Below are 18,226 nucleotides of genomic sequence, written 5' to 3' on the forward strand. Positions count from 1 at the left end.
GCAGGCGCACTGGCTTCGACTGGCATTTACGCGCAGGCATTGGCCCAAGTCGCATCCCAGGCCGCCGCTCCCGCCAGCCTGCGGGTGGCCGCACGCAATGCGTGGATCTGGGGCCTGCCCCTGATTGAAAACGCCGAGCAGCGCGCGGCGCGCTTTGCTGAAGGGCTCAAGCCCAACAGCTTCCGGCACGATCGCGCATTGGTCACGGCCAAGGGGCAGTTCGTCACCACCCCCAACAACGACACCCTGTATTCGCAAGCCTGGCTGAACCTGGAGAAAGGGCCGGTGACGATCAGCGTGCCAGCGTCGGGCGAGCGCTATTACTGCGTGCCGTTGATGGACATGTACACCAACAACTTCGCCATCGTGGGCACCCGCACGTCCGGCGCCGCCGCGCGAACCTTCACCGTCATCGGGCCCAACGCCAAGCGGACGGACCCGCTGGCCATCCGCGCCCCGACCAATTCGGCGTGGATCCTGGGCCGCACCCTCGTCGATGGCGATGCGGACCTGCCCAAGGCGCACGCCTTCCAGGACGGCTGGTCGATCAAGGGCCCGGCGGCCGGCGCGCCCAGGAGCTTTGCGAAACGAACGGCGCCGTGGGACCAGTATTTCGCGTCCGTCCAGTCCCTGATGAACGAAAGCCCGCCGCCGATGACCGATGCGCGCATGCTGGACAGCATGGCGCCGCTGATTCAATTCGGCAAAGCCTTCGACTCCGCGCGGTATTCGCTTGACCAGGTGGACGAGATCAAGGCCGGCGTGGCCGACGCGGCCAGCCTCTTCCTGCAGATCCGCAGAACCTTGCCGGTGCGCAATGGCTGGAGCCTGCCGCGCGACACCATCGGCAACTTTGGCCAAGACTACGATTACCGCGCGGCCGTCGCCGTCGGCGGCCTGGCGGCGCTGCCGCCGGTCGAGGCGATGTACCTGCGCGTGGGTGGGCCGGAAGGGCGCGGATTCGATGGTGCGAAATCCTGGAAGCTGACTTTCGCGGCCGATCAACTGCCGCCGGTGGATTCGTTCTGGTCGCTGTCCATGTACCGCCTCACGTCCGACGGCCAGCTCTTCTTTGCCGACAACCCCATCGATCGCTACACCATCGGCGACCGCACGGCGGGCCTGAAGCGGGGCGCCGACGGCGCGCTCGACATCCGCATGTCGCGCACCGCGCCCGCCGATGCGAACGCCAACTGGTTGCCGGCGCCAGCCGAGGGCAACTTCGTGCTGATCCTGCGCGCCTACCTGCCGAAGCCGGCGCTGCTTTCGGGCAGCTACGTGCTGCCTCCCGTGCAGACGGCTTGAGGCCAACGCCATCGTCGTCGCTCTCAATAGGCCGACCGGCAACTCCCTGGTCGGCCTGTGTTTTGAGATTTTTTGCCCGATGACCAGCGTGGAATAAGCGCCATGCGCTATCTAATAGATAGCAATCAGAGCGTCCTCCGATGATGCCGCGTGAGTTGCCGGGGCGGTCGGGCAAGCGCGGCCGATAATCCCCACGCCATGTCAACCCTACCCAAAGTGATCTTCGGCTTCCACGCCGTCGGCGTGCGACTGAAGGTCGCGCCCGCCTCCATCATCGAGGTCTATGCCGACCCCACGCGGCGCGACGCGCGCATGCGGCAGTTCCTGCAGCGCGCCGCCGAGGCCGGCGTGCGCGTGATCGAGGCCGACGCCCAGCGTCTGGCCCGGCTGGCCGGCAGCGCCGGCCACCAGGGGCTGGCCGCGCGCGTGCACCCCGTCGAACTGGCGCGCTCGCTCGACGACCTGCTCGACGGCGTGGAGGCCGCGGGCACGGCACCGCTGCTGCTGGTGCTCGACGGCGTGACCGACCCGCACAACCTGGGCGCCTGCCTGCGCGTGGCCGACGGCGCCGGCGCGCACGCGGTGATCGCGCCCAAGGACCACGCCGTCGGCATCAACGCCACCGTGGCCAAGGTGGCCAGCGGCGCGGCCGAGACGGTGCCGTACTTCATGGTCACCAACCTGGCGCGCACGCTGGGCGAGTTGAAGGAGCGCAGCATCTGGATCGTCGGCACCGCCGGCGAGGCCGAGCAGACGGTGTACGACATGGACCTGAAGGTGCCCACCGCGCTGGTGCTGGGCGCCGAAGGCGACGGCATGCGTCAGCTCACCCGCAAGACCTGCGACGTGCTGGCGCGCATCCCCATGCGCGGCGCGGTCGAGAGCCTGAACGTGTCGGTGGCCAGCGGCGTGTGCCTGTACGAGGCGCTGCGCCAGCGCGGGCAGGGCGCTTAAGCCGGCGCCAGCCCGGCCCGCCGCGCCGGGAACGGCCGGAACGCCATCAGCACCGCCATCGCCGCCAGCCCCATGCCCCACGAGGCGACGTACATCAGCGTGTAGCTGTTCATGCGGTCATAAACCAGGCCGCCCAGCAGCGGCCCGGTGGACATGCCCAGGCTGCCGGCCAGCGCCGTGCCGCCGATGATGGTGCCCATCATCCTGAGCGGGAAGTTCTCGCGGATGATCACCGCGTAAAGCGGCATCGTGCCGGCATAGATGAAGCCGACCGCCACCGCCACGGTATAGAAGCCGCCGAGCCGGCTGACCGATGCGTAGGCCAGCACGGCGAAGGCTTGCGCCAGCAGGCCGATGACCAGCACGCGCTGCGCGCCGAAGCGGTCGCCCGCCAAGCCGAAACCGATGCGGCCGGCCATGCCGGCCGAGACCAGCGACACGGCCAGCCCGCGCTGCGTGTCGAACCAGCCGGTGACGCAGGCCATCATCGGCGCGAAGATCGCGGCGGTCGCCGCGCCGACCAGCAGGCCGAACAGCCGCTGGAACTCCGCCAGCGACTCGGCCCGGCTGGCCAGCGCCAAGCTGGCCGCCAGCACGATCGAGCCCGCCAGCACCACCGGGCGCGGGCCGAAGCGGTCCGACAGGCGTGCCCCACGCCAGGCTGGCCGCGCCCATGGCGAGGAAGCCGAAGGTCATCGCGGCGGAGATGCCGGTGACCGACCAGCCGGTGTCCCTGCGCCATCGGCCGCAGGAAGACGGGCAGCGAGAACATCGCGCCCATCGCGACACAGCCCAGCAGGCTGCCGGCCGCGACGATGACCCAGCGGTAGGGGTGGTTCATGGCATGCCTTGGTCCCCGCGCCGGCCGTGCCCGCCTGGCCTTCCGCAAGTGCCGCAAGCTTGTCCAGCGCCATGCGCCACCCCAGTTCGTTGTCCGCGGCCGACACGCCAGCCGGCAGCCCTTCATGGACAGCCAGCAGATCCGTGCCGCTGCCCGAGGGAAGCAGCGTGTAGGTGATGGTCATCTCGCCGGCCATGGCCGGATCGTCCGTCTCGAACGCCATGCGCTCGACGACGCAAGCGTGAGGAAGCAGCGAGACGAAGCGGCCGTGGTAGGTGTCGGTGTGCGCGCTGGTCTTGCCGGCGGGTTCGGCAGAAGCGTAGGTCAGCGAAACGCGGAATGAACCGCCTTCACGCGGGTCGAATTCATGGACGCGGCTGGTCATGCCATCGGGAACCCGCCAGCGCTGCACGGCGTCCCGATCCGTCAGCAGGCGGTACACCCGCTCAGGGGGAGCGGCGATATGGCGCCTGGAATGCGTGGCCGTCATCGCGGAGTCCGACAGTCCTTGACGAATGCCGTCGCGCTCAGGCGTCCGGCGCGGCGCCCCAGCCCATTTCCACCAGCCCGGTGAAGCCGCCCCAGAACATGCGCATGCCGTCGAAGGGCATGTCCTCGGGCTTGCAGTCGATGCGCGGGTCCTTCATCACCAGCGCGTTGATGCGGTCGCGCTCGGCGCGCGAGGCGTAGACGATCCACGAGAACACGGCCACCTCGTCGTCCTTGAGCTGCACGGCCTGCGGGAACGAGGTGAGCTTGCCGGGCTGCACATCGTCGCCCACGCATTCGAAATATTGCAGGGCGCCGTATTCCATCCACACCGCCCCCGCCTTCTGCGCGAGTGCGTGGTAGGCGTCCAGCTTGGCGCGGGGTACGGGGACGACGAATCCATCGATGTAGTGCATGAGGTTCTCCTGTGAAAATTTCCGGTGCATGTGTTTGCCATCGTCGGCGGCGTGCCGGATCACGCCGTGCCTGGGTTGATCCTCAGTTCGGAATCTCGGGCTCGACGAGGTGGGCAAGCTGCACCAGCGACTCTTGCCAGCCCAGGTAGCACATTTCGACCGGAATGAGTTCCGGGATGCCGGCCTGCTCGATGTGGACTTCGGTGCCGCACGACACCGCGCGCAGCGTCACGGTCACGTGCATCTCGCCGGGCAGGTTGGGGTCGTCGAAGCGGTCGGTGTACTCGACGCGTTCGCCGGGAGTCAGCTTGAGGTACTCGCCGCCGAATGAATGGCTGTGGCCGGTCGAGAAGTTCTCGAACGACATCCTGAAGCTGCCGCCGACCTGGCCATCGAACTGGTGGACGTGGCACATGAAGCCATAGGGCGGCAGCCATTTGGCCAGCGCCGGGCCATGCGTGAAGGCGCGGTAGACCTTGTCGGGCGTGGTGCGAAGGACGCGGTGAAGGTGGACGGTTCCGGTGGGCATGACGGGGTCTCCTTGGGAAAAATGGGGAAATGGGGGGTGCGGTCACACGGCTCGCCCATCAAAGTGGCGCACGGGAATGGCGGCCAGGTCGATGTCTTCCACGCAGCGCACGTTGATGGCCGCCATCGGCACGCCCTGCGGGCTGGGGGCCTCGCCGTACAGGTGGATGCCGCAGGTGGGGCAGAAGCGGTGGCGGATGGCGTGCTTGTGGAAGGTGTAGCTGCGGCTGGCGTCCTCGGGCGTTTGCAGTTGGAGGCCCTCGCGCGGTGTGAACCACAGCAGCGAGCCGCGCCGCTGGCACATCGAGCAATTGCAGGCCAGCACTTCATTGATGTCGCCTTCGAAGCTGAGCCGGTTCTGGCCGCAGTGGCAACTGGCTTGGTAACGCATGGGGTTTCTCCTCGAAAGTCAGCGAAGGTTCAATTGCCAGGACAGGCGCCTTCCTGGTCACTGCATGGAATGCAGGCCGATGCAGTTGCCCTCGGTGTCCACCACCAGCGCGCAGAAGCCGTATTGGCCAATGGAGAACTTGGGCTTGCGCACCTGGCCGCCCGCTGCCTCGACCCGGGACTGCTCCACGGCGCAGTTCTCGCAACCGAAGTACACCAGCGTGCCTCCGCCGCCGGGCGCCACGCCCTCCATGCGCACCAGCATGCCGCCCGCGCCGGGGGCGTTCATTTCCATGGGGAAGCTCAGCATCTCCATGCCACTGGCTTCCCCCTCGGGCGCGGCCAGCGGCTCCAGCTTGTGCTGGAACACGGCTTCGTAAAACTTGCGCGCACGCGTCATGTCCTGCACGTAGAGCTCGAACCAGACGATGGGGTTGGGCTTCATGGCAATCTCCTGTGTGAGTGAAAAGCGTTCTTCAGGTCCGGGTTTCGACGTAGCGCGCGAAGCTGTCGAGGATGGCTTGCCAGCCTTCGCGCTGCTGTTCGGCGGTGTGGGTGTTCTCGGCGTCGAAGGTCTCGCGCACGGTGGTGCCGCCGGCCGATTCCGCGAATTCCACGCGCACCCGGCGCTGGTCGCTCATCGTGTATTCGATCAGGCGCTGCGGGTCGATGCGCGTGTAGGTGCCTTCAAAGTCGAAGCCGGCGCTGCCGTCGCGTGCTTCCATGCGCGTGTTGAAGCGCCCGCCCTCGCGCAGGTCGACACTGGCGCGCGGCGTGTGCCAGTCGGGCGAGGCGGTGTTCCACCGCTCGATGGCACGCGGGTCGTTCCACGCCGCCCAGACTTGGGCCACGGGTGCCTGGACCAGGGTTTCGATGGTGATGTTCATCAGACACTCCTAGGATTCCGCGAGTGACATCCATCGTCATCAGGCGGCTGGGGTTTGACTCGGGTGGCGGCGGTATTCGAGCACGACCAAGCCTCCCGCGAACGATTGCGCCGAAGCGAAGGACAACGGACACAAGCCCAGGTCCGGCGGCGTGAAGGATCGGCCGCGGCCAAGCAGCAGGGGGAGCACACGCAGACGCAGCACATCGACCTCGTTGGCGCGCAGCAGCGCATCGGTCAACGTCAGGCTGCCCCAGATCATCAGGTTGCCGGCAAAACGTCGGCGCAAGCCGCGGACCGCAGCCACGCCGTCACCTCTGAGGATCTCGGCCGAATCGTCCGCTCCCCAGGGGGCCGATGCGAGGGTGGAGGAAACGACGAACTTGGGGCGCTCCCGGATCGGCGTCGCGACCGGCTCCACCGCCGGATTCGCGGTAGGCCAATAGTCGGCGAACATGCGGTAGGTCTTGGCGCCGAAGACGATGGCCGCGACGCCCGACAGAACCCGCAGTTGTTCGGTATCGGCTTGGTTGATCCAGTCCGCGTTGGCGAAAAAACCGATGCCTCCGTCCGAGTCCTCGGCATAGCCGTCGAGGCTGATGATCTGTTCCACGATCACGCTGCCCATGCGAACCTCAACCCTGCGTCGCGACGTTGACCATCCACGGCGTGCCGAAGCGGTCGGTCACCATGCCGAAGCCCGGCGACCAGAAGGTCTGGGTGAAGGGCATGGTCGCCTGGCCGCCCTCGGCCAGCCCATCGAACACGCGCTGGCCTTCGGCGACGGTGTCCACGCTGATCGACACCCAGAGGCCTTGCGGTTTTTGGTAGCCGCCCCCGCAGGCGTCGCTTTGGCCCGGCATGGCGGGCAGGGCATCCGAGCCCATGAGGGTCTGCGCGCCGATCTGCAAATGGGCGTGCATGAGGCACGATTTGAGGGCGTCGGGCAACGGCGGCATGCCTTCGCTCGCTGGCATCTCGCCAAACGTCATCTGGTGCACGATCTGACCGCCAAACAACTTGGCATAGAACGCCATGGCCTCGGCGCAGTTGCCGTCGAAGTTGAGGTAAGGAATGAATTGCATGGTGGGTCTCCGGGTGGCGGGGTTACAGGGCGCTGGATCAGCGCCCGTCGAAGGCCGCTTGCAGGGCGGCGATGTCGAGCTTCTTCATCTTCATCATGGCTTGCATGGCGCGCCGCGAGGCGGCCTGGTCGGGCGCGTTCATCAGACGCTCCCAGTCGCGTGGCGTCACCTGCCACGACAGGCCGTAGCGGTCCGCCAGCCAGCCGCACTGCTGGGCGGCGGGATCGCCCCTTCGCCCAGGCGGCTCCAGTAGTGGTCGATCTCGGCCTGGCTGTCGCAGTTGATCATCAGCGACACGGCGGGGGTGAATTGGAAGTGCGGCCCGCCGTTGAGGGCCAGCATCTCCTGGCCGTCCAGCGTGAAGGACACGGTCATCACCGAGCCGGGGGGCTTGCCGTGCTCCTCCTGCCCGGCCTCGCTGTAGTGCGTGACGCTGAGGATGCGCGAGTCGGGAAAGAGGCCGGTGTAGAAGTTCGCGGCCTCTTCGGCCTGGGTGTCGAACCAGAGGCAGGGCTGGATGCGTGGGGTGAGGCGAGCCATGGGACTCCTTTGATTTGTGGACGGCGTACACATATCCTAGGCATTAAAATGGACGCTGTCCACATGAAGGGTTCACGTGGTTGTAATCCTTCGTTCCTTTGCTCTAACCGCTCATGGCCACTGATTCGCAATCGATCCTCGGCGCACGCGCGACCTACCACCATGGCGACCTGCGCGCCGCCTTGGTCGAGGCGGGCCTGGCGCTGGCGCGCGAGGGCGGGCCGGAGGCCGTGGTGCTGCGCGAGACCACGCGCCGCGCCGGCGTGGCGCCGAACGCGGCGTACCGTCACTTCTCCAGCCACCAGGCCTTGTTCGACGCCGTGCGCGCGGCGGCCGTGGGGGCGCTGGCGCAGGCCATCGAGGCCGAACTGCGGCAGGCCGAGGCGCTGCCCGATGCGGCCACCCGCGCGCGCGGCATGCTCGCCGCCGTGGGGCGCGGCTACCTGGGCTTCGCGCAGGCGGAGACGGGGTGGTTTCGCACCGCGTTCGCCTTCGGCGCGCACGACGTCGAGGTGCCCACCGACCCGGCGCGCACCGCCGCCAAGGGCCTCAACCCTTTCGAGCTGCTGGGCTACGCGCTGGATGCGATGGTGCAGGCTGGCGTGCTGCCCGCCGAGCGGCGGCCCGGCGCCGAGTTCCTGGCGTGGTCGTCGGTGCACGGCATGGCGCTGCTCATCATCGATGGGCCGCTGCGCCGCGCGCCGCCCGCCGTGCGACTGGTGCTGGGCGGTCGGCTGCTGCGCATGGTCGAGGCGGGGTTGTGATGAATGCTCCTGAAATAGTAGCTGTCTGCTGTTGATGGGCGCGGGCTATAGGCCGATTCGATCTGAAACAGGCGCTACACCCAGCCCAGCGCCCCCAGCATCGCTCCGGCGCCGATGATCCACAGCAGGTGCAGCCGGGTGCGCCACACCAGCACCGTGGCCATGGCGGTCAGCGCCCACAGCCGCCAGTCGCGCGCCGGCTGGTCGTGCGCGCCGGTCAGCAGCCAGCCGGTGGCGATCAGCAGTGCCACCACGATGGGCGACATGCCGGCCTTGAAGGCGCGCACGGCGCGCAGCTCGCGGTTCTTGTGCGCCCAGCGCGTGGCGGCGTAGGTCAGCACGCACGAGGGCAGCAGCATGCCCGCCAGGGTGATGGCCACGCCCAGCAGCGCCAGGCCGTAAGCCGGCCAGCCGCCCGCCGGGCCGCCGCCGGCGTTCAGCCCCACGTTCCAGCCCATCAGGGCGACGAACAGCACGTTGGGCCCCGGCGCTGCCTGGGCCAGGGCGATGGAGGAGGTGAACTGCCCCTCGCTCAGCCAGTGGCGCGCATCGACCAGGTAGCGGTGCATGTCCGGCGCGGTCGAAATGGCGCCGCCCACCGCCAGCAGCGACAGCGACAGGAAGTGCGCCAGCAGGTCCAGCCAGTCGGCGGGGGCGAGGCTGATGGTCATGAGGGGTTGGCCGGATGGGCGTCGCCGGGCGCCGGCGACGCGCGGCCCAGGCAGCGCCAGGCCCACAGGCAGCAGCCGCCGCCGACGACGGCCAGCACCCAGCCCAGCGGCACCCGCAGCAGGGCCACGGCGACGAAGGCGGCGATGGCGGCGGCCGCGCAGACCGGCAGGCCCATGACGTTGGCGCGCAGCGCGCCGACCAGCTTGATGCCGGTGGCCAGCACCAGCCCGGCGGCGACGGCGCCCATGCCGCGCAGCGCACGCTGCGCGACCTCGGCGTCGGCCACGGTGGCGAACAGCGCCGCCAGCGCCAGCACCAGAACGGTGGGTACGGCCAGCATGCCGGCCAGCGCCGCCAGCGCGCCGGCGACGCCGAAGTGCCGGCCGCCGATCATCATCGACAGGTTGACGACGTTGGGGCCGGGCATGATCTGCGCCACCGCCCAGTCCTCGAGGAACTGCTCGCGCGAGAGCCAGCGCTTCTTCTCGACCAGTTCGCGCTGCACCACCGCCACCACGCCGCCGAAGCCCTGCAGCGCCAGCGTGGTGAAGGACCAGAACAGGTCGGCGCGCGAGCGCGGGGCGCCGAGGGGCGGGTCGGAGGCAGGCATGGCGAAGTGCTATTTAAAAAATAGCTGTTAGCGCAATATGGACGCGGGATTGAAGACAATTTGATTCAAATTGCGGCCGGCCCGGAGCCGCTCTCCTGGCGCGGCAGCAAGTCCCGCACGCGGTCGGCCGGGCGACACAGCCGCGTGCCGCGCGGCGCCACCACGATCGGGCGCTCGATGAGCACGGGCGTGGCCGCCATGGCGGCGGCGAGCTGGCCGTCGGTGAGCGCGAGGTCGTCCAGGCCCTGCGCCAGGACCTCGGGCTGCTTGGTGCGCAGCAGGGCGCGCAGCGGCTCGCCGGTGGCCCGGGCCAGGGCCCGCAGTTCGGCGGCGGAGGGCGGGGTCTTCAGGTACTCGACGATGCGCGGCTCGGCGCCGCTGGCGCGGATCAGGGCCAGCACGCTGCGCGAGGTGCCGCACTGGGGGTTGTGGAAGATCGTGATGTCGCTCATGGCGTGGCTTTCGGTCAGTACAGCAGGAACGGGCGGCGCTCCTCGATCCAGGCCGATTCGTCGGCGCGCGCCAGCGCGTCCAGGTCGGCCGGCGCGGCGGCCGGGTCGTCCACCCATTCGCGCAGCAGCGGGCTACCGTTGATGAGGTCGATAGCCAGCCGGCCGTGCTCATACTCGTAGGCGACGTCGCGCCACAGCGGGTAGCTGGGCGCCTGCGCGCGCAGCGCCTTGAAGGCCAGCGCCTGCAGCCGCCAGGGCCGGAAGGCGGCGTGGTCGTAGTGCGCGGGGTCTTCGACGTGGATCTGCATGCCGGCGCAGAGCTGGCCCGCGTGTTTGTGGAAGGTGGGCTCGAACCAACAGGCGCGCAGCACGCAGCCGCGCAGCCATTCGGGCGCCAGCGCGCGCATGCCGGCCAGCAGGCGGCCGGTGTCGAGGCCGGGCGCGCCGAACAGCTCCAGCGGGCGCGTGGTGCCGCGCCCCTCGCTCAGCGTGGTGCCTTCCAGCATCACGGTGCCGGCGTAGGCGCGCGCCATGCTCAGGTTGGCGGCGTTGGGGCTGGGGTTGACCCAGGTGCGCTCGGGCGGCCAGCCGAAGCCCGGGGCGGCGTCGGGCCGCCAGCCTTCCATCGGGATGACGCGGTACTCCAGTCGCAGGCCCAGGTGGGCGATGAACCAGTGGCCCAGTTCGCCCATCGTCATGCCGTGGCGCATGGGCATGGGGCCGGCGCCGACGAAACTCTCCCAGCCGGGGTGCAGCGTCAGCCCCTCCACCGGCCGGCCGGCGGGGTTGGGGCGGTCGAGCACCCACACGGCCTTGCCGGTGCGGGCGGCGGCCTCCAGCACGTAGCGCAGGGTGGTGATGAAGGTGTAGATGCGGCAGCCCAGGTCCTGCAGGTCGACCAGCAGCACGTCGAAGCTGTCCAGCATGGCCTCGGTGGGGCGGCGCACGTCGCCGTACAGGCTGAACACGGGGATGCCAAGGCGCGGGTCGGTGTAGTCGGGCGACTCGACCATGTTGTCCTGTTTGTCGCCGCGCAGGCCGTGCTGCGGGCCGAAGGCGGCCGTGAGCTGGAGGTCCGGCAGCGCGGCCAGCGCGTCGAGCGAATGCGCGAGGCCGCGCGTGACGGAGGCGGGGTGCGCCAGCAGCGCCACGCGGCGGCCTTGCAGCGGGGCGTGCAGGGCGGGGTCGTCGAGGAAGCGTTCGAGGCCGGTTTTCATGGGGTGAGCGGGTGAGGGTGCGGTCCGCGCGCGGTCCAGCCGGCGCGGTCGTGGAAGTCGGGGCGGGCGGCGGGGTGGCGCAGCGCCCAATAGGCGAGGCCGCCGTCCAGGGTCTCGATGACGGCGCTGAGGCCGACCAGCGCGCCACCGTCGCCGGGCGGGGGCAGGGCGGACCAGGGCAGCCAGGCCTCCAGCGTCAGGCGGCGCGGCGCGCGCGTGCAGGCCAGAGCGCGGCGCGGGCAAGGGCTCGGCGGCGGCGTCGCGCACGCGCGGCACGCTGAAGGCGTAGGCCGCCCAGTCGCCCGAGGGGCTGAAGTTGAATTCACGGTACGCCGCGCTCCCCGCCGAACCGACGAAGACCTCGAAGCAGGTGTGGCGCCACAGGCCGTCCTTGGGCGACGGCTGGCCGGACGCGGGCGGCACGCGTAGCCGGTCCAGGTCGCCCGTCAGCTCGTAGCGCAGGTGCCATGCTTGCCCCGAGGCGGCGTTGGCCAGCGTCACCTCCAGGCGCTGGACGGCGGCGCAGGGCGTGCCGGGGTGGGGCGAAAGCGCGTGGGCGGCGGGCTGGTCCGTCATGGTGGCGCGTATTGTCTCAGCGGTGTGGCGGGCAAGGGCACTGCGTCATGAATCCTTCATCCGTTCGACATGGCGCCGTCACGCGCGGGGCCGACCATGGCCGCATGGAATCCCGTGCACAGGAGCGCCGCCCGTGAAAGAACTGCCCACGCCCACCTTCGCGCTGTCGCCGATGGCGCCGCCCGCCCGCCCGCCCCGGGGGGCTCTTCATCGCCGCGGTCAGGGCCTTGCTGAAGGGCCGGGCACCCAGGGCATCGAGGTGGCCTGGGCGCGCCACCAGGACGAAGTGAGGGCGGCGCAGCGCTTGCGCCACGCGGTCTTCGCGGGCGAGATGGGCGCGCGCCTGTCCACCCCCGAGCCCGGCCACGACATCGACCTGTTCGACGATTTCTGCGAGCACCTGCTGGTGCGCGACGCCGCCACGCGCGAGGTGATCGGTACCTACCGCGTGCTGACCCCGGCCCAGGCCCGGCGCGTGGGCGGCGCCTACAGTGACACCGAGTTCGACCTGACCCGCCTGCGTGCGCTGCGCCCCCGCATGGTGGAGCTGGGCCGCAGCTGCGTGCACCCCGCGCACCGCCACGGCGGCGTCATCATGGCGCTGTGGGGCGCGCTGGCCGAGTTCATGGTGCGCAACCAGCTCGACACGATGATCGGCTGCGCCAGCATCCCCATGCTGCACGGCGGCGTGGTCGGCGGCGACGCGGCGGCCAGCATCTGGCGCCAGCTGGAGCGCACGCACATGGCCCCGGTCGAATACCGCGTGCGCCCGCGTCTGCCGCTGCCGGTGGAGCGCCTGGACGGCACGCTGCCGGTGGAGCCGCCGGCGCTGATCCGGGGCTACCTGCGCCTGGGCGCGCGGGTGCTGGGCGCACCGGCGTGGGACCCCGACTTCAACACCGCCGACCTGCCGATGCTGATGCGCATCGCCGACCTGCCGCCACGCTACCGCTGGCACTTCCTCGGCGCTTGAGCCTTGCGGCGATCATCGGCGTAAGCTGCGTTTCAGCACGCATCAACAGCAAGCAAGCATGGACCTGATCCTGTGGCGCCATGCCGAGGCGCAAGACCCCGGCGAGGGCATGAGCGACCTGGCCCGCCCGCTGACGCGGCGCGGCGAGAAGCAGGCCGCGCGCATGGCCGCCTGGCTCGACCGCCAGTTGCCCGAGGGCGCGCGCGTGCTCGCCAGCCCCGCCGTGCGCACCGAGCAGACCGTGGGCGCGCTGGGCCGCAAGTACCGGCTGCACGACGAACTGCGGCCCGGCGCCACGGCCGATCAACTGCTGCGGCTGGCCGGCTGGCCCACGGCCCGGGCGCCGGTGCTGGTCGTCGGCCATCAGCCCGCGCTGGGCCAGACGGTGGCGCAGCTGCTGGGCCTGCCCGGCGGCGACTGCGCGGTGAAGAAGGGCGCCGTGTGGTGGCTGCGCCGCCGCGAGCGCGACGGCGCACCGCAGACGGTGGTGGTCACGGTGCAGGCGGCGGAGCTGCTTTAGCGTCAATACTGTTCAGATACGAATCACCAGCCGGTAACTGTCCTGCGCCGGTGTGGCCAACTCTTGCGGCGTGTAATCGATGACCCGCACCGCCTGCTCGTGGCGACGTTGGCGGTCTTCGCCGCTGAAGACTTCGCGCAGGTAGGCGGTGTCGGTCTACGGGAACGAAGCGGCTCATCGGTTCAGGCTCTGTGTGGTTCGGCTGAAATTGTCTCGGATGGCTCCAGCGCCCTCAAGGCCGAAAAGCCCGAAAAACTCTAGAACCAGCCTTCAACCAGCGCCACCCTCGGATGGAGCAGCAGCGATCAGTGCATATTCCTCCAGCGATCGCTGACCGCTGTGGCGGCCCAGCGCGACGCCCTCGATCTCGCCCGCAAGCTGCGCGGACGCTGCTTCCATGCGCTGCGCCTCTTCCTCTGCGGCAACGAGGTCGGCGCACAACTCCCTGAGCAACCCCTTGTCCCTCGCCAGATCGAGCGCGGCGGCCAAGGCCTGCGGACCAGGGGAAAACACAGGCATCGGTCCCGGCTCCAGATGGATCAGACCGCGATAGCCGGCGCTCCCGCCGAGACGAAAAGCGGTCTGCGCCACCAGTTCCAGATCGGCCATTGCCTCCTTCGAGGCCTCGCCCTCTCCACCAGCCCGCGCGCGCGAACGCGCCTCGGCCGCCCCCAGGTGCACGAACAGCAGCACGGCCAAAGCTGGCCGCAGGCGCAGGCTGGCGATGCCCCGCTTCAGCGCCGCAGCCGAATCCACGTGTCGGGCGAGATGGCTGGCATACCGCCAGCCCAGGCTCGGCAACTGCTCACGCAACAGGGTCTTGTGCGCGTCGGGCAGCAGATGCCAGTCCTGTGCCAGCCGGGCGTCCAACCACTTCCCGGCCTCCGCCTCATCGAGCCGCGCCAGCGTTGTGCCCAGATACCGGGACACTCCGCACAGAAATCGCCGCCAAAGGCTGTCAGGCTCGCCGTCCCGCGCCTCACCGAACCACGGTTGTTCGATGGCCTTTTGCAGCGACTTGGCCAACGCGGGCCGGCCGCCGAGTCGCTGCATGGCCAGCAGCACGGGCAGACAGACGCGCTCGCCCCATGCCTCGCTGCGCTCGAGCAACACCTTGTTCGATCGAAGAACCGCCCCGGCCAATTTTTCCCACTCCTCCGCCACGGTCTCGCGCAACTTCGCCGGCTGCGAATTCAGCGTCCTTTGGTCTTCGAGCAAGAACAGCGCCGCCTCCAGATGCAAGGGAACCCGCTGCGCCGCCTTCAGGTCGTCGTCCCTGGCTTCAAGCAATGCCTGCGCCTTGGCCAAGTGGTACAACTCGCCACAAGTCAGCAGTTCGGACAGATATGTTTCCGCGTTGTGCGGCTCGATGGGCGGCCTGTCCGGGCGCATCTGCTTCTTCTTGCCCGCGTACTCACGGTACAACGCACGCAAAACGCCAACCACCTGCAGCCGGTGGCCCACTTGGCCGATCCACTGCGTTCCTTCCTCGGAGTCTTTCGCGTTCAGCAGCGCCACGCCACGCTTGGTGAATTCATTCAAGTTGTCGACACCGCTCTTATCCAGTCCGAGGTGGTTCGCTTCCAGCAGAGGTGGAACGCGCAGGAAAAACGCCAGCTCCTTTGCCAAGAATTCCTCGTTCTGATCGAACTCTCCCGGCCAGCGGCGCACCTGCACGTGCATGTGGGGCGTGGAGCCCAGCACCAAGGCCGGCAACACCTCGTGCAGCACCCATTTGTCGGGGACGGCCAGGGCCTGCGCTTGCTCAGGGGCGCTCAGGCCCAGCAGACGCTCCAACTGCGCTTCAGCCTTCATGCCGCCCTGGTCCTCATCCGCAGGACGCAGCGCGATCGATGCGGAGTCGTGCACCATGCGACCCGGGTAGGCAACGCCTTCGTCCGGCAACGACGTGAACCAGACATCCAGATACCCATCAACCAGCATCGACAGGCCCGGCATCCGGGTGACCAGAAACACCGGCTGGTTGCGCGGCGCCACCGCCAGGATCGCCCGTAAGTCGTCGGTGTCATCGCTACCAGGCTCGTCGATACGCTCCACCGCCACGACGGCAGGAAGCGGCGCGCGGAACAGGCCACCGAACAGGCGGTAGCCGTACAGCTTGCGGCGCAGCCAGAAACGCCGGCCAGGCTCCGAGTGCCGCAGCCAAGCTTTTTCTTCGAACAATGTCTTCACCAACCCCGCGCCCGGCAAATCCACAACATCAAGAAGAAAGCGATGAGACAGCTTCAAGCAGCGGGGCAGGAGCGGGTTCCACACCAACATTGCAAAAACGAGTGGCACCAGAACGCCATAGAAGAGTGCCAACTTTGCCCACCACGCATTGGCGGTCTGCGTCCGCCAATGGCTGATCAGCAGGTCCGGTTGGTGAATGATCGCGCCAGGAACCTCGATCAACCACGCCACCAGCAGACCCAGCACCACGGCAAACAGGAGGAAACGCGCGCTCGCTGGCCCGGCGGGCGCGAGCAGTAGCGCCTCTACCCGCGCCAGCCAGAGCCGCCACCCGTGTCCGGCGTGCTGGCCCAGCAGTTCATGCTCTAGAAAGCCGCGCTCCCCGCTCCGCCGAGCCACGGCCGAAGGCCCCAGCACTAGCCGCCGGCTTTTCCAGTCTGCCTTGTCGCCCTGGCCCAGGTTCACCCATTGGCGGAAAGCCTCCTCGTCGGTCGACACCAGGGCCACGGTCCATTTCGGCGCCGCACTCGCGGCGCGCAACCTGTTGTCGCCCTTCCACCAAGCCTTCAGCAGTTTCCAGGGCCTGCGCCTGGCGGCTGCGTTGCCTGCGCGTCGACTGAAATCCTGCCATTGCGATGACAGCGCCCGCCCGATCGTCTGCAGGCCCGAAGGTGCCTTGCGAACGATGTGCGTTTCATGGGTCGGCCCCTTTTGCTCAACTACAACGTCGTAGGTGAGGACAAGCAGCCCGTCGGAGCCGCGGCCCTGTGCCGGCCGGCTGCCGCTCCGCCGCTCTGACTCGCCAACTGCCAGCGCCGAGACGCCGCCTGACCAGAAGCGCGCAAAGCAGTCGGCACAGCCGCCGGAATACACGCAGTCGGCCAAGGCACGCGCCCTGGCTTCGTTGCCCGCGCACGCCGACAGCCAGGCCTGCAGCGGATGCGCGGCGCGTTGGCGCGTCCGACCGGCAATGTCAGCCGCCAGATCGGGGTCTTGGCGATGATCTTCGACAAGTACGGCCGAGGGGCCTTCCCTGTGAACGCCGCTGCCTAGGCCGTTTCCCCAGCACGTGTTGCCTCGGGCTTCCCCGGCACTGGAGGAAAAAACGATGCCGACCTCCGTGTTGCCATAGCAGCGGTTGCCCTCGAGCGTCACCTTCGACGGGCGGCCAGGGGATTCCTGGTTTCGTTGCACGTCAATGCCGTGCAGCCCATTCCCCCAGCACTGGTTGCCTCGCGCCTCGCCTTCGCTGGAAGAAAAGGCAATGCCACTGTGCTTGTTGTCGTGGCAGCGGTTCCCACGCAGCAGGACGCCGGTCGAGCCGCTCTGGACACAGATGCCCGACCGGGTCTTGCTCAGCCAGCAATCGTTGTTCTCGGCCAAGCCCCGGCTGCCGTCGAAAAGTATCCCCGCCTCTTTGTTGCCCCAGCATTCGTTGCCCCGGGCTTGTCCTTCGACGTATAGAAAAGTAATCCCACTCAACCCGTTGTCATGGCAACGGTTATTTACCGCCAAACCCTGGCTGCTAACAAATAATATTCCCTCCGTCTCATTGCCCCAGCACTCGTTGCCCCGGGCCTCGCCTTCGATGGAGCCGAAGGCAACGCCGCTGTGCTTGTTGCCATGGCAACGGTTGCCCTCGACTGTCGCCTTCAAGGGCTGATCGGTGAATTCCTCGTCCCGCTTGACGAGGATGCCGAAAAACCCGTTCCCCCAGCACTCGTTGCCCCGGGCCACGCCGACACTGGAAACGAAGGCAATGCCGCCCCCCTTGTTGCCATGACAGCGGTTGCCCTTGACCGAGACCTTGGAGGGTCGGCGGGGCGAGACCTTGTCTCGCTGCACGGCAATGCCGTTCGCCCCATTTCCCCAACTCTCGTTGCCCCAGGCCTCGCCGACACTGGAGGAAAAGGTAATGCCGTCCCCCTCGTTGCCATGACATCGGTTGCCCTTGACCGAGACCTTGGAGGGGCGACTGGGACACAACGGGTCTCGCGCCACAACAATGCCGCTCCTCCCATTCCCCCAGCATTTGTTGTCTTGCACCTCCACGGCGCTGGAGGCGATGGCGATGCCGTCGTTGCCTCCCTTCCCGCAGCGGTTGCCCAGCACCCGTCCCTGTGATCGCCGAAATTCGATGGCGTTATCGTCACTGCCGACGCCGCCGCAGCGGACGGCCAAGCACTTCGAGACATCGACCTCCCGCGCATCCTCCACCAGCACCGCGGCGCCGGCCCGGCCACCGCCGTCGAAGCGGCAGCGCGACACCAACACGCCCTCGGTGCCCCGGATGTGGACGAACACCTGGCCGTCGTGCCCCGCGGGCAGAAAGCGCAGGCCGGACACGCGGCAGCCGCCGGCCCCGATGGAGAGTACCGGCCCGAGGCCGGTACTGCACAGGCAAGCGCCTCGTGCCCCCTCCAGCGCCACCCCGGCGGGCAGTTCCAGCGTACCCTCGCCCGCGTACTCACCCGCCGGCACGCGCACGGTGTCGCCGCGCCGCGCCGCGGTCAGCGCCTCGCGCAGCCCCCACCAGCCCTGCGCGGGATCGCACACACGAATCGCCATGATGGAAATCACCCTCCTGTGAAAAGTCCACTGGCGGCGTCCGGCGCCAGGCTGCCACCAACCATACCGCAGGCCGGCGGCGCCTCCAGACAGCCTGCGGGCCAGTGAGCGCAATGCAGCACGGGCACGGCCACCTGCCCAGGACGGATGCCTCGCTGCCCTGGAGTGGGTGCGCCACGCTCGATCAAGAAATCCACGCGAATCCCGCTGGCCCCGGCTGGGCCAGATAGGAAACCATTGCGTCCCG

The 18,226-nt window shown here is 68.8% G+C and carries 18 protein-coding genes and 2 pseudogenes; 5 read left to right on the forward strand and 15 right to left on the reverse strand.

The genetic code is table 11. The features are described from left to right. Positions 1–39 precede the first annotated feature (39 nt). Both IPG65_RS03450 and rlmB read left to right on the forward strand, forming a co-directional pair. Positions 40–1,305 (forward strand): DUF1254 domain-containing protein, encoded by a 1,266-nt coding sequence (locus IPG65_RS03450; protein WP_293187874.1) that lies wholly within the window; start codon positions 40–42, stop codon positions 1,303–1,305. A gap of 198 nt (positions 1,306–1,503) precedes the next feature. After that, positions 1,504–2,259 (forward strand): 23S rRNA (guanosine(2251)-2'-O)-methyltransferase RlmB, encoded by a 756-nt coding sequence (gene rlmB, locus IPG65_RS03455; protein WP_293187875.1) that lies wholly within the window; start codon positions 1,504–1,506, stop codon positions 2,257–2,259. On the opposite strand, the pseudogene IPG65_RS03460 reads toward rlmB, so the two are convergent. The 10 genes and pseudogenes from IPG65_RS03460 to IPG65_RS03505 all read right to left on the reverse strand — a co-directional run bounded on the left by IPG65_RS03460 (position 2,256) and on the right by IPG65_RS03505 (position 7,434). Beyond that, a pseudogene (locus IPG65_RS03460) lies at positions 2,256–3,100 on the reverse strand (MFS transporter). The gene rlmB and the pseudogene IPG65_RS03460 sit on opposite strands and share 4 nt — an antisense overlap. A 40-nt stretch (positions 3,101–3,140) precedes the next feature. Then, positions 3,141–3,590, reverse strand: a pseudogene (locus IPG65_RS03465) (SRPBCC family protein); the annotation flags it as partial. A gap of 37 nt (positions 3,591–3,627) precedes the next feature. Next, positions 3,628–4,005, reverse strand: a complete 378-nt coding sequence (locus IPG65_RS03470) for a DUF1428 domain-containing protein (RefSeq protein WP_293187876.1) — start codon at positions 4,003–4,005, stop codon at positions 3,628–3,630. 82 nt (positions 4,006–4,087) lie between these two features. After that, positions 4,088–4,534, reverse strand: a complete 447-nt coding sequence (locus IPG65_RS03475; RefSeq protein WP_293187877.1) for an SRPBCC family protein — start codon at positions 4,532–4,534, stop codon at positions 4,088–4,090. Between the two features lie 42 nt (positions 4,535–4,576). Then, entirely contained in the window at positions 4,577–4,924 is a 348-nt protein-coding gene (locus tag IPG65_RS03480) for a GFA family protein (RefSeq protein WP_293187878.1), read from the reverse strand. A gap of 57 nt (positions 4,925–4,981) precedes the next feature. Continuing rightward, positions 4,982–5,368, reverse strand: coding sequence for a VOC family protein (locus tag IPG65_RS03485; RefSeq protein WP_293187879.1), 387 nt, complete (start codon positions 5,366–5,368; stop codon positions 4,982–4,984). A gap of 31 nt (positions 5,369–5,399) precedes the next feature. Continuing rightward, a complete protein-coding gene (locus IPG65_RS03490; protein ID WP_293187880.1) occupies positions 5,400–5,810 on the reverse strand; it encodes an SRPBCC family protein in 411 nt (136 codons plus the stop codon). A gap of 39 nt (positions 5,811–5,849) precedes the next feature. Beyond that, positions 5,850–6,437, reverse strand: a complete 588-nt coding sequence (locus tag IPG65_RS03495) for a dihydrofolate reductase family protein (RefSeq protein WP_293187881.1) — start codon at positions 6,435–6,437, stop codon at positions 5,850–5,852. Positions 6,438–6,444: 7 nt separating this feature from the next. Beyond that, entirely contained in the window at positions 6,445–6,894 is a 450-nt protein-coding gene (locus IPG65_RS03500) for a VOC family protein (protein ID WP_293187882.1), read from the reverse strand. Positions 6,895–7,059: 165 nt separating this feature from the next. Next, positions 7,060–7,434, reverse strand: coding sequence for a VOC family protein (locus IPG65_RS03505; protein WP_366932114.1), 375 nt, complete (start codon positions 7,432–7,434; stop codon positions 7,060–7,062). 113 nt (positions 7,435–7,547) lie between these two features. Here IPG65_RS03505 and IPG65_RS03510 point away from each other — a divergent pair, with 113 nt between their 5' ends. Then, positions 7,548–8,198 (forward strand): TetR/AcrR family transcriptional regulator, encoded by a 651-nt coding sequence (locus tag IPG65_RS03510; protein ID WP_293187883.1) that lies wholly within the window; start codon positions 7,548–7,550, stop codon positions 8,196–8,198. A gap of 74 nt (positions 8,199–8,272) precedes the next feature. On the opposite strand, the gene IPG65_RS03515 is transcribed toward IPG65_RS03510, so the two are convergent. The 4 genes from IPG65_RS03515 to IPG65_RS03530 form a co-directional block, all read right to left on the reverse strand. Then, positions 8,273–8,869, reverse strand: coding sequence for a chromate transporter (locus IPG65_RS03515; RefSeq protein WP_293187884.1), 597 nt, complete (start codon positions 8,867–8,869; stop codon positions 8,273–8,275). Further along, complete coding sequence (locus IPG65_RS03520) at positions 8,866–9,480, reverse strand: chromate transporter (RefSeq protein WP_293187885.1); 615 nt, start codon at positions 9,478–9,480, stop codon at positions 8,866–8,868. Before IPG65_RS03520 ends, IPG65_RS03515 begins: the two co-directional genes overlap by 4 nt. A gap of 65 nt (positions 9,481–9,545) precedes the next feature. Next, complete coding sequence (arsC, locus tag IPG65_RS03525; RefSeq protein ID WP_293187886.1) at positions 9,546–9,932, reverse strand: arsenate reductase (glutaredoxin); 387 nt, start codon at positions 9,930–9,932, stop codon at positions 9,546–9,548. A gap of 14 nt (positions 9,933–9,946) precedes the next feature. Continuing rightward, complete coding sequence (locus IPG65_RS03530) at positions 9,947–11,725, reverse strand: exo-beta-N-acetylmuramidase NamZ domain-containing protein (RefSeq protein WP_293187887.1); 1,779 nt, start codon at positions 11,723–11,725, stop codon at positions 9,947–9,949. 133 nt (positions 11,726–11,858) lie between these two features. Here IPG65_RS03530 and IPG65_RS03535 point away from each other — a divergent pair, with 133 nt between their 5' ends. Together IPG65_RS03535 and IPG65_RS03540 are read left to right on the forward strand one after the other, a co-directional pair. Beyond that, a complete protein-coding gene (locus IPG65_RS03535; protein WP_293187888.1) occupies positions 11,859–12,698 on the forward strand; it encodes a GNAT family N-acyltransferase in 840 nt (279 codons plus the stop codon). A gap of 58 nt (positions 12,699–12,756) precedes the next feature. Continuing rightward, positions 12,757–13,218, forward strand: coding sequence for a histidine phosphatase family protein (locus tag IPG65_RS03540; RefSeq protein WP_293187889.1), 462 nt, complete (start codon positions 12,757–12,759; stop codon positions 13,216–13,218). A gap of 270 nt (positions 13,219–13,488) precedes the next feature. Here the strand turns inward: IPG65_RS03540 and IPG65_RS03545 are convergent, their stop codons facing one another. Then, positions 13,489–17,991, reverse strand: a complete 4,503-nt coding sequence (locus tag IPG65_RS03545) for a right-handed parallel beta-helix repeat-containing protein (RefSeq protein WP_293187890.1) — start codon at positions 17,989–17,991, stop codon at positions 13,489–13,491. Positions 17,992–18,226: the final 235 nt, after the last annotated feature.

This window comes from Ottowia sp., assembly GCF_016703145.1.
GTDB lineage: Bacteria > Pseudomonadota > Gammaproteobacteria > Burkholderiales > Burkholderiaceae_C > Ottowia.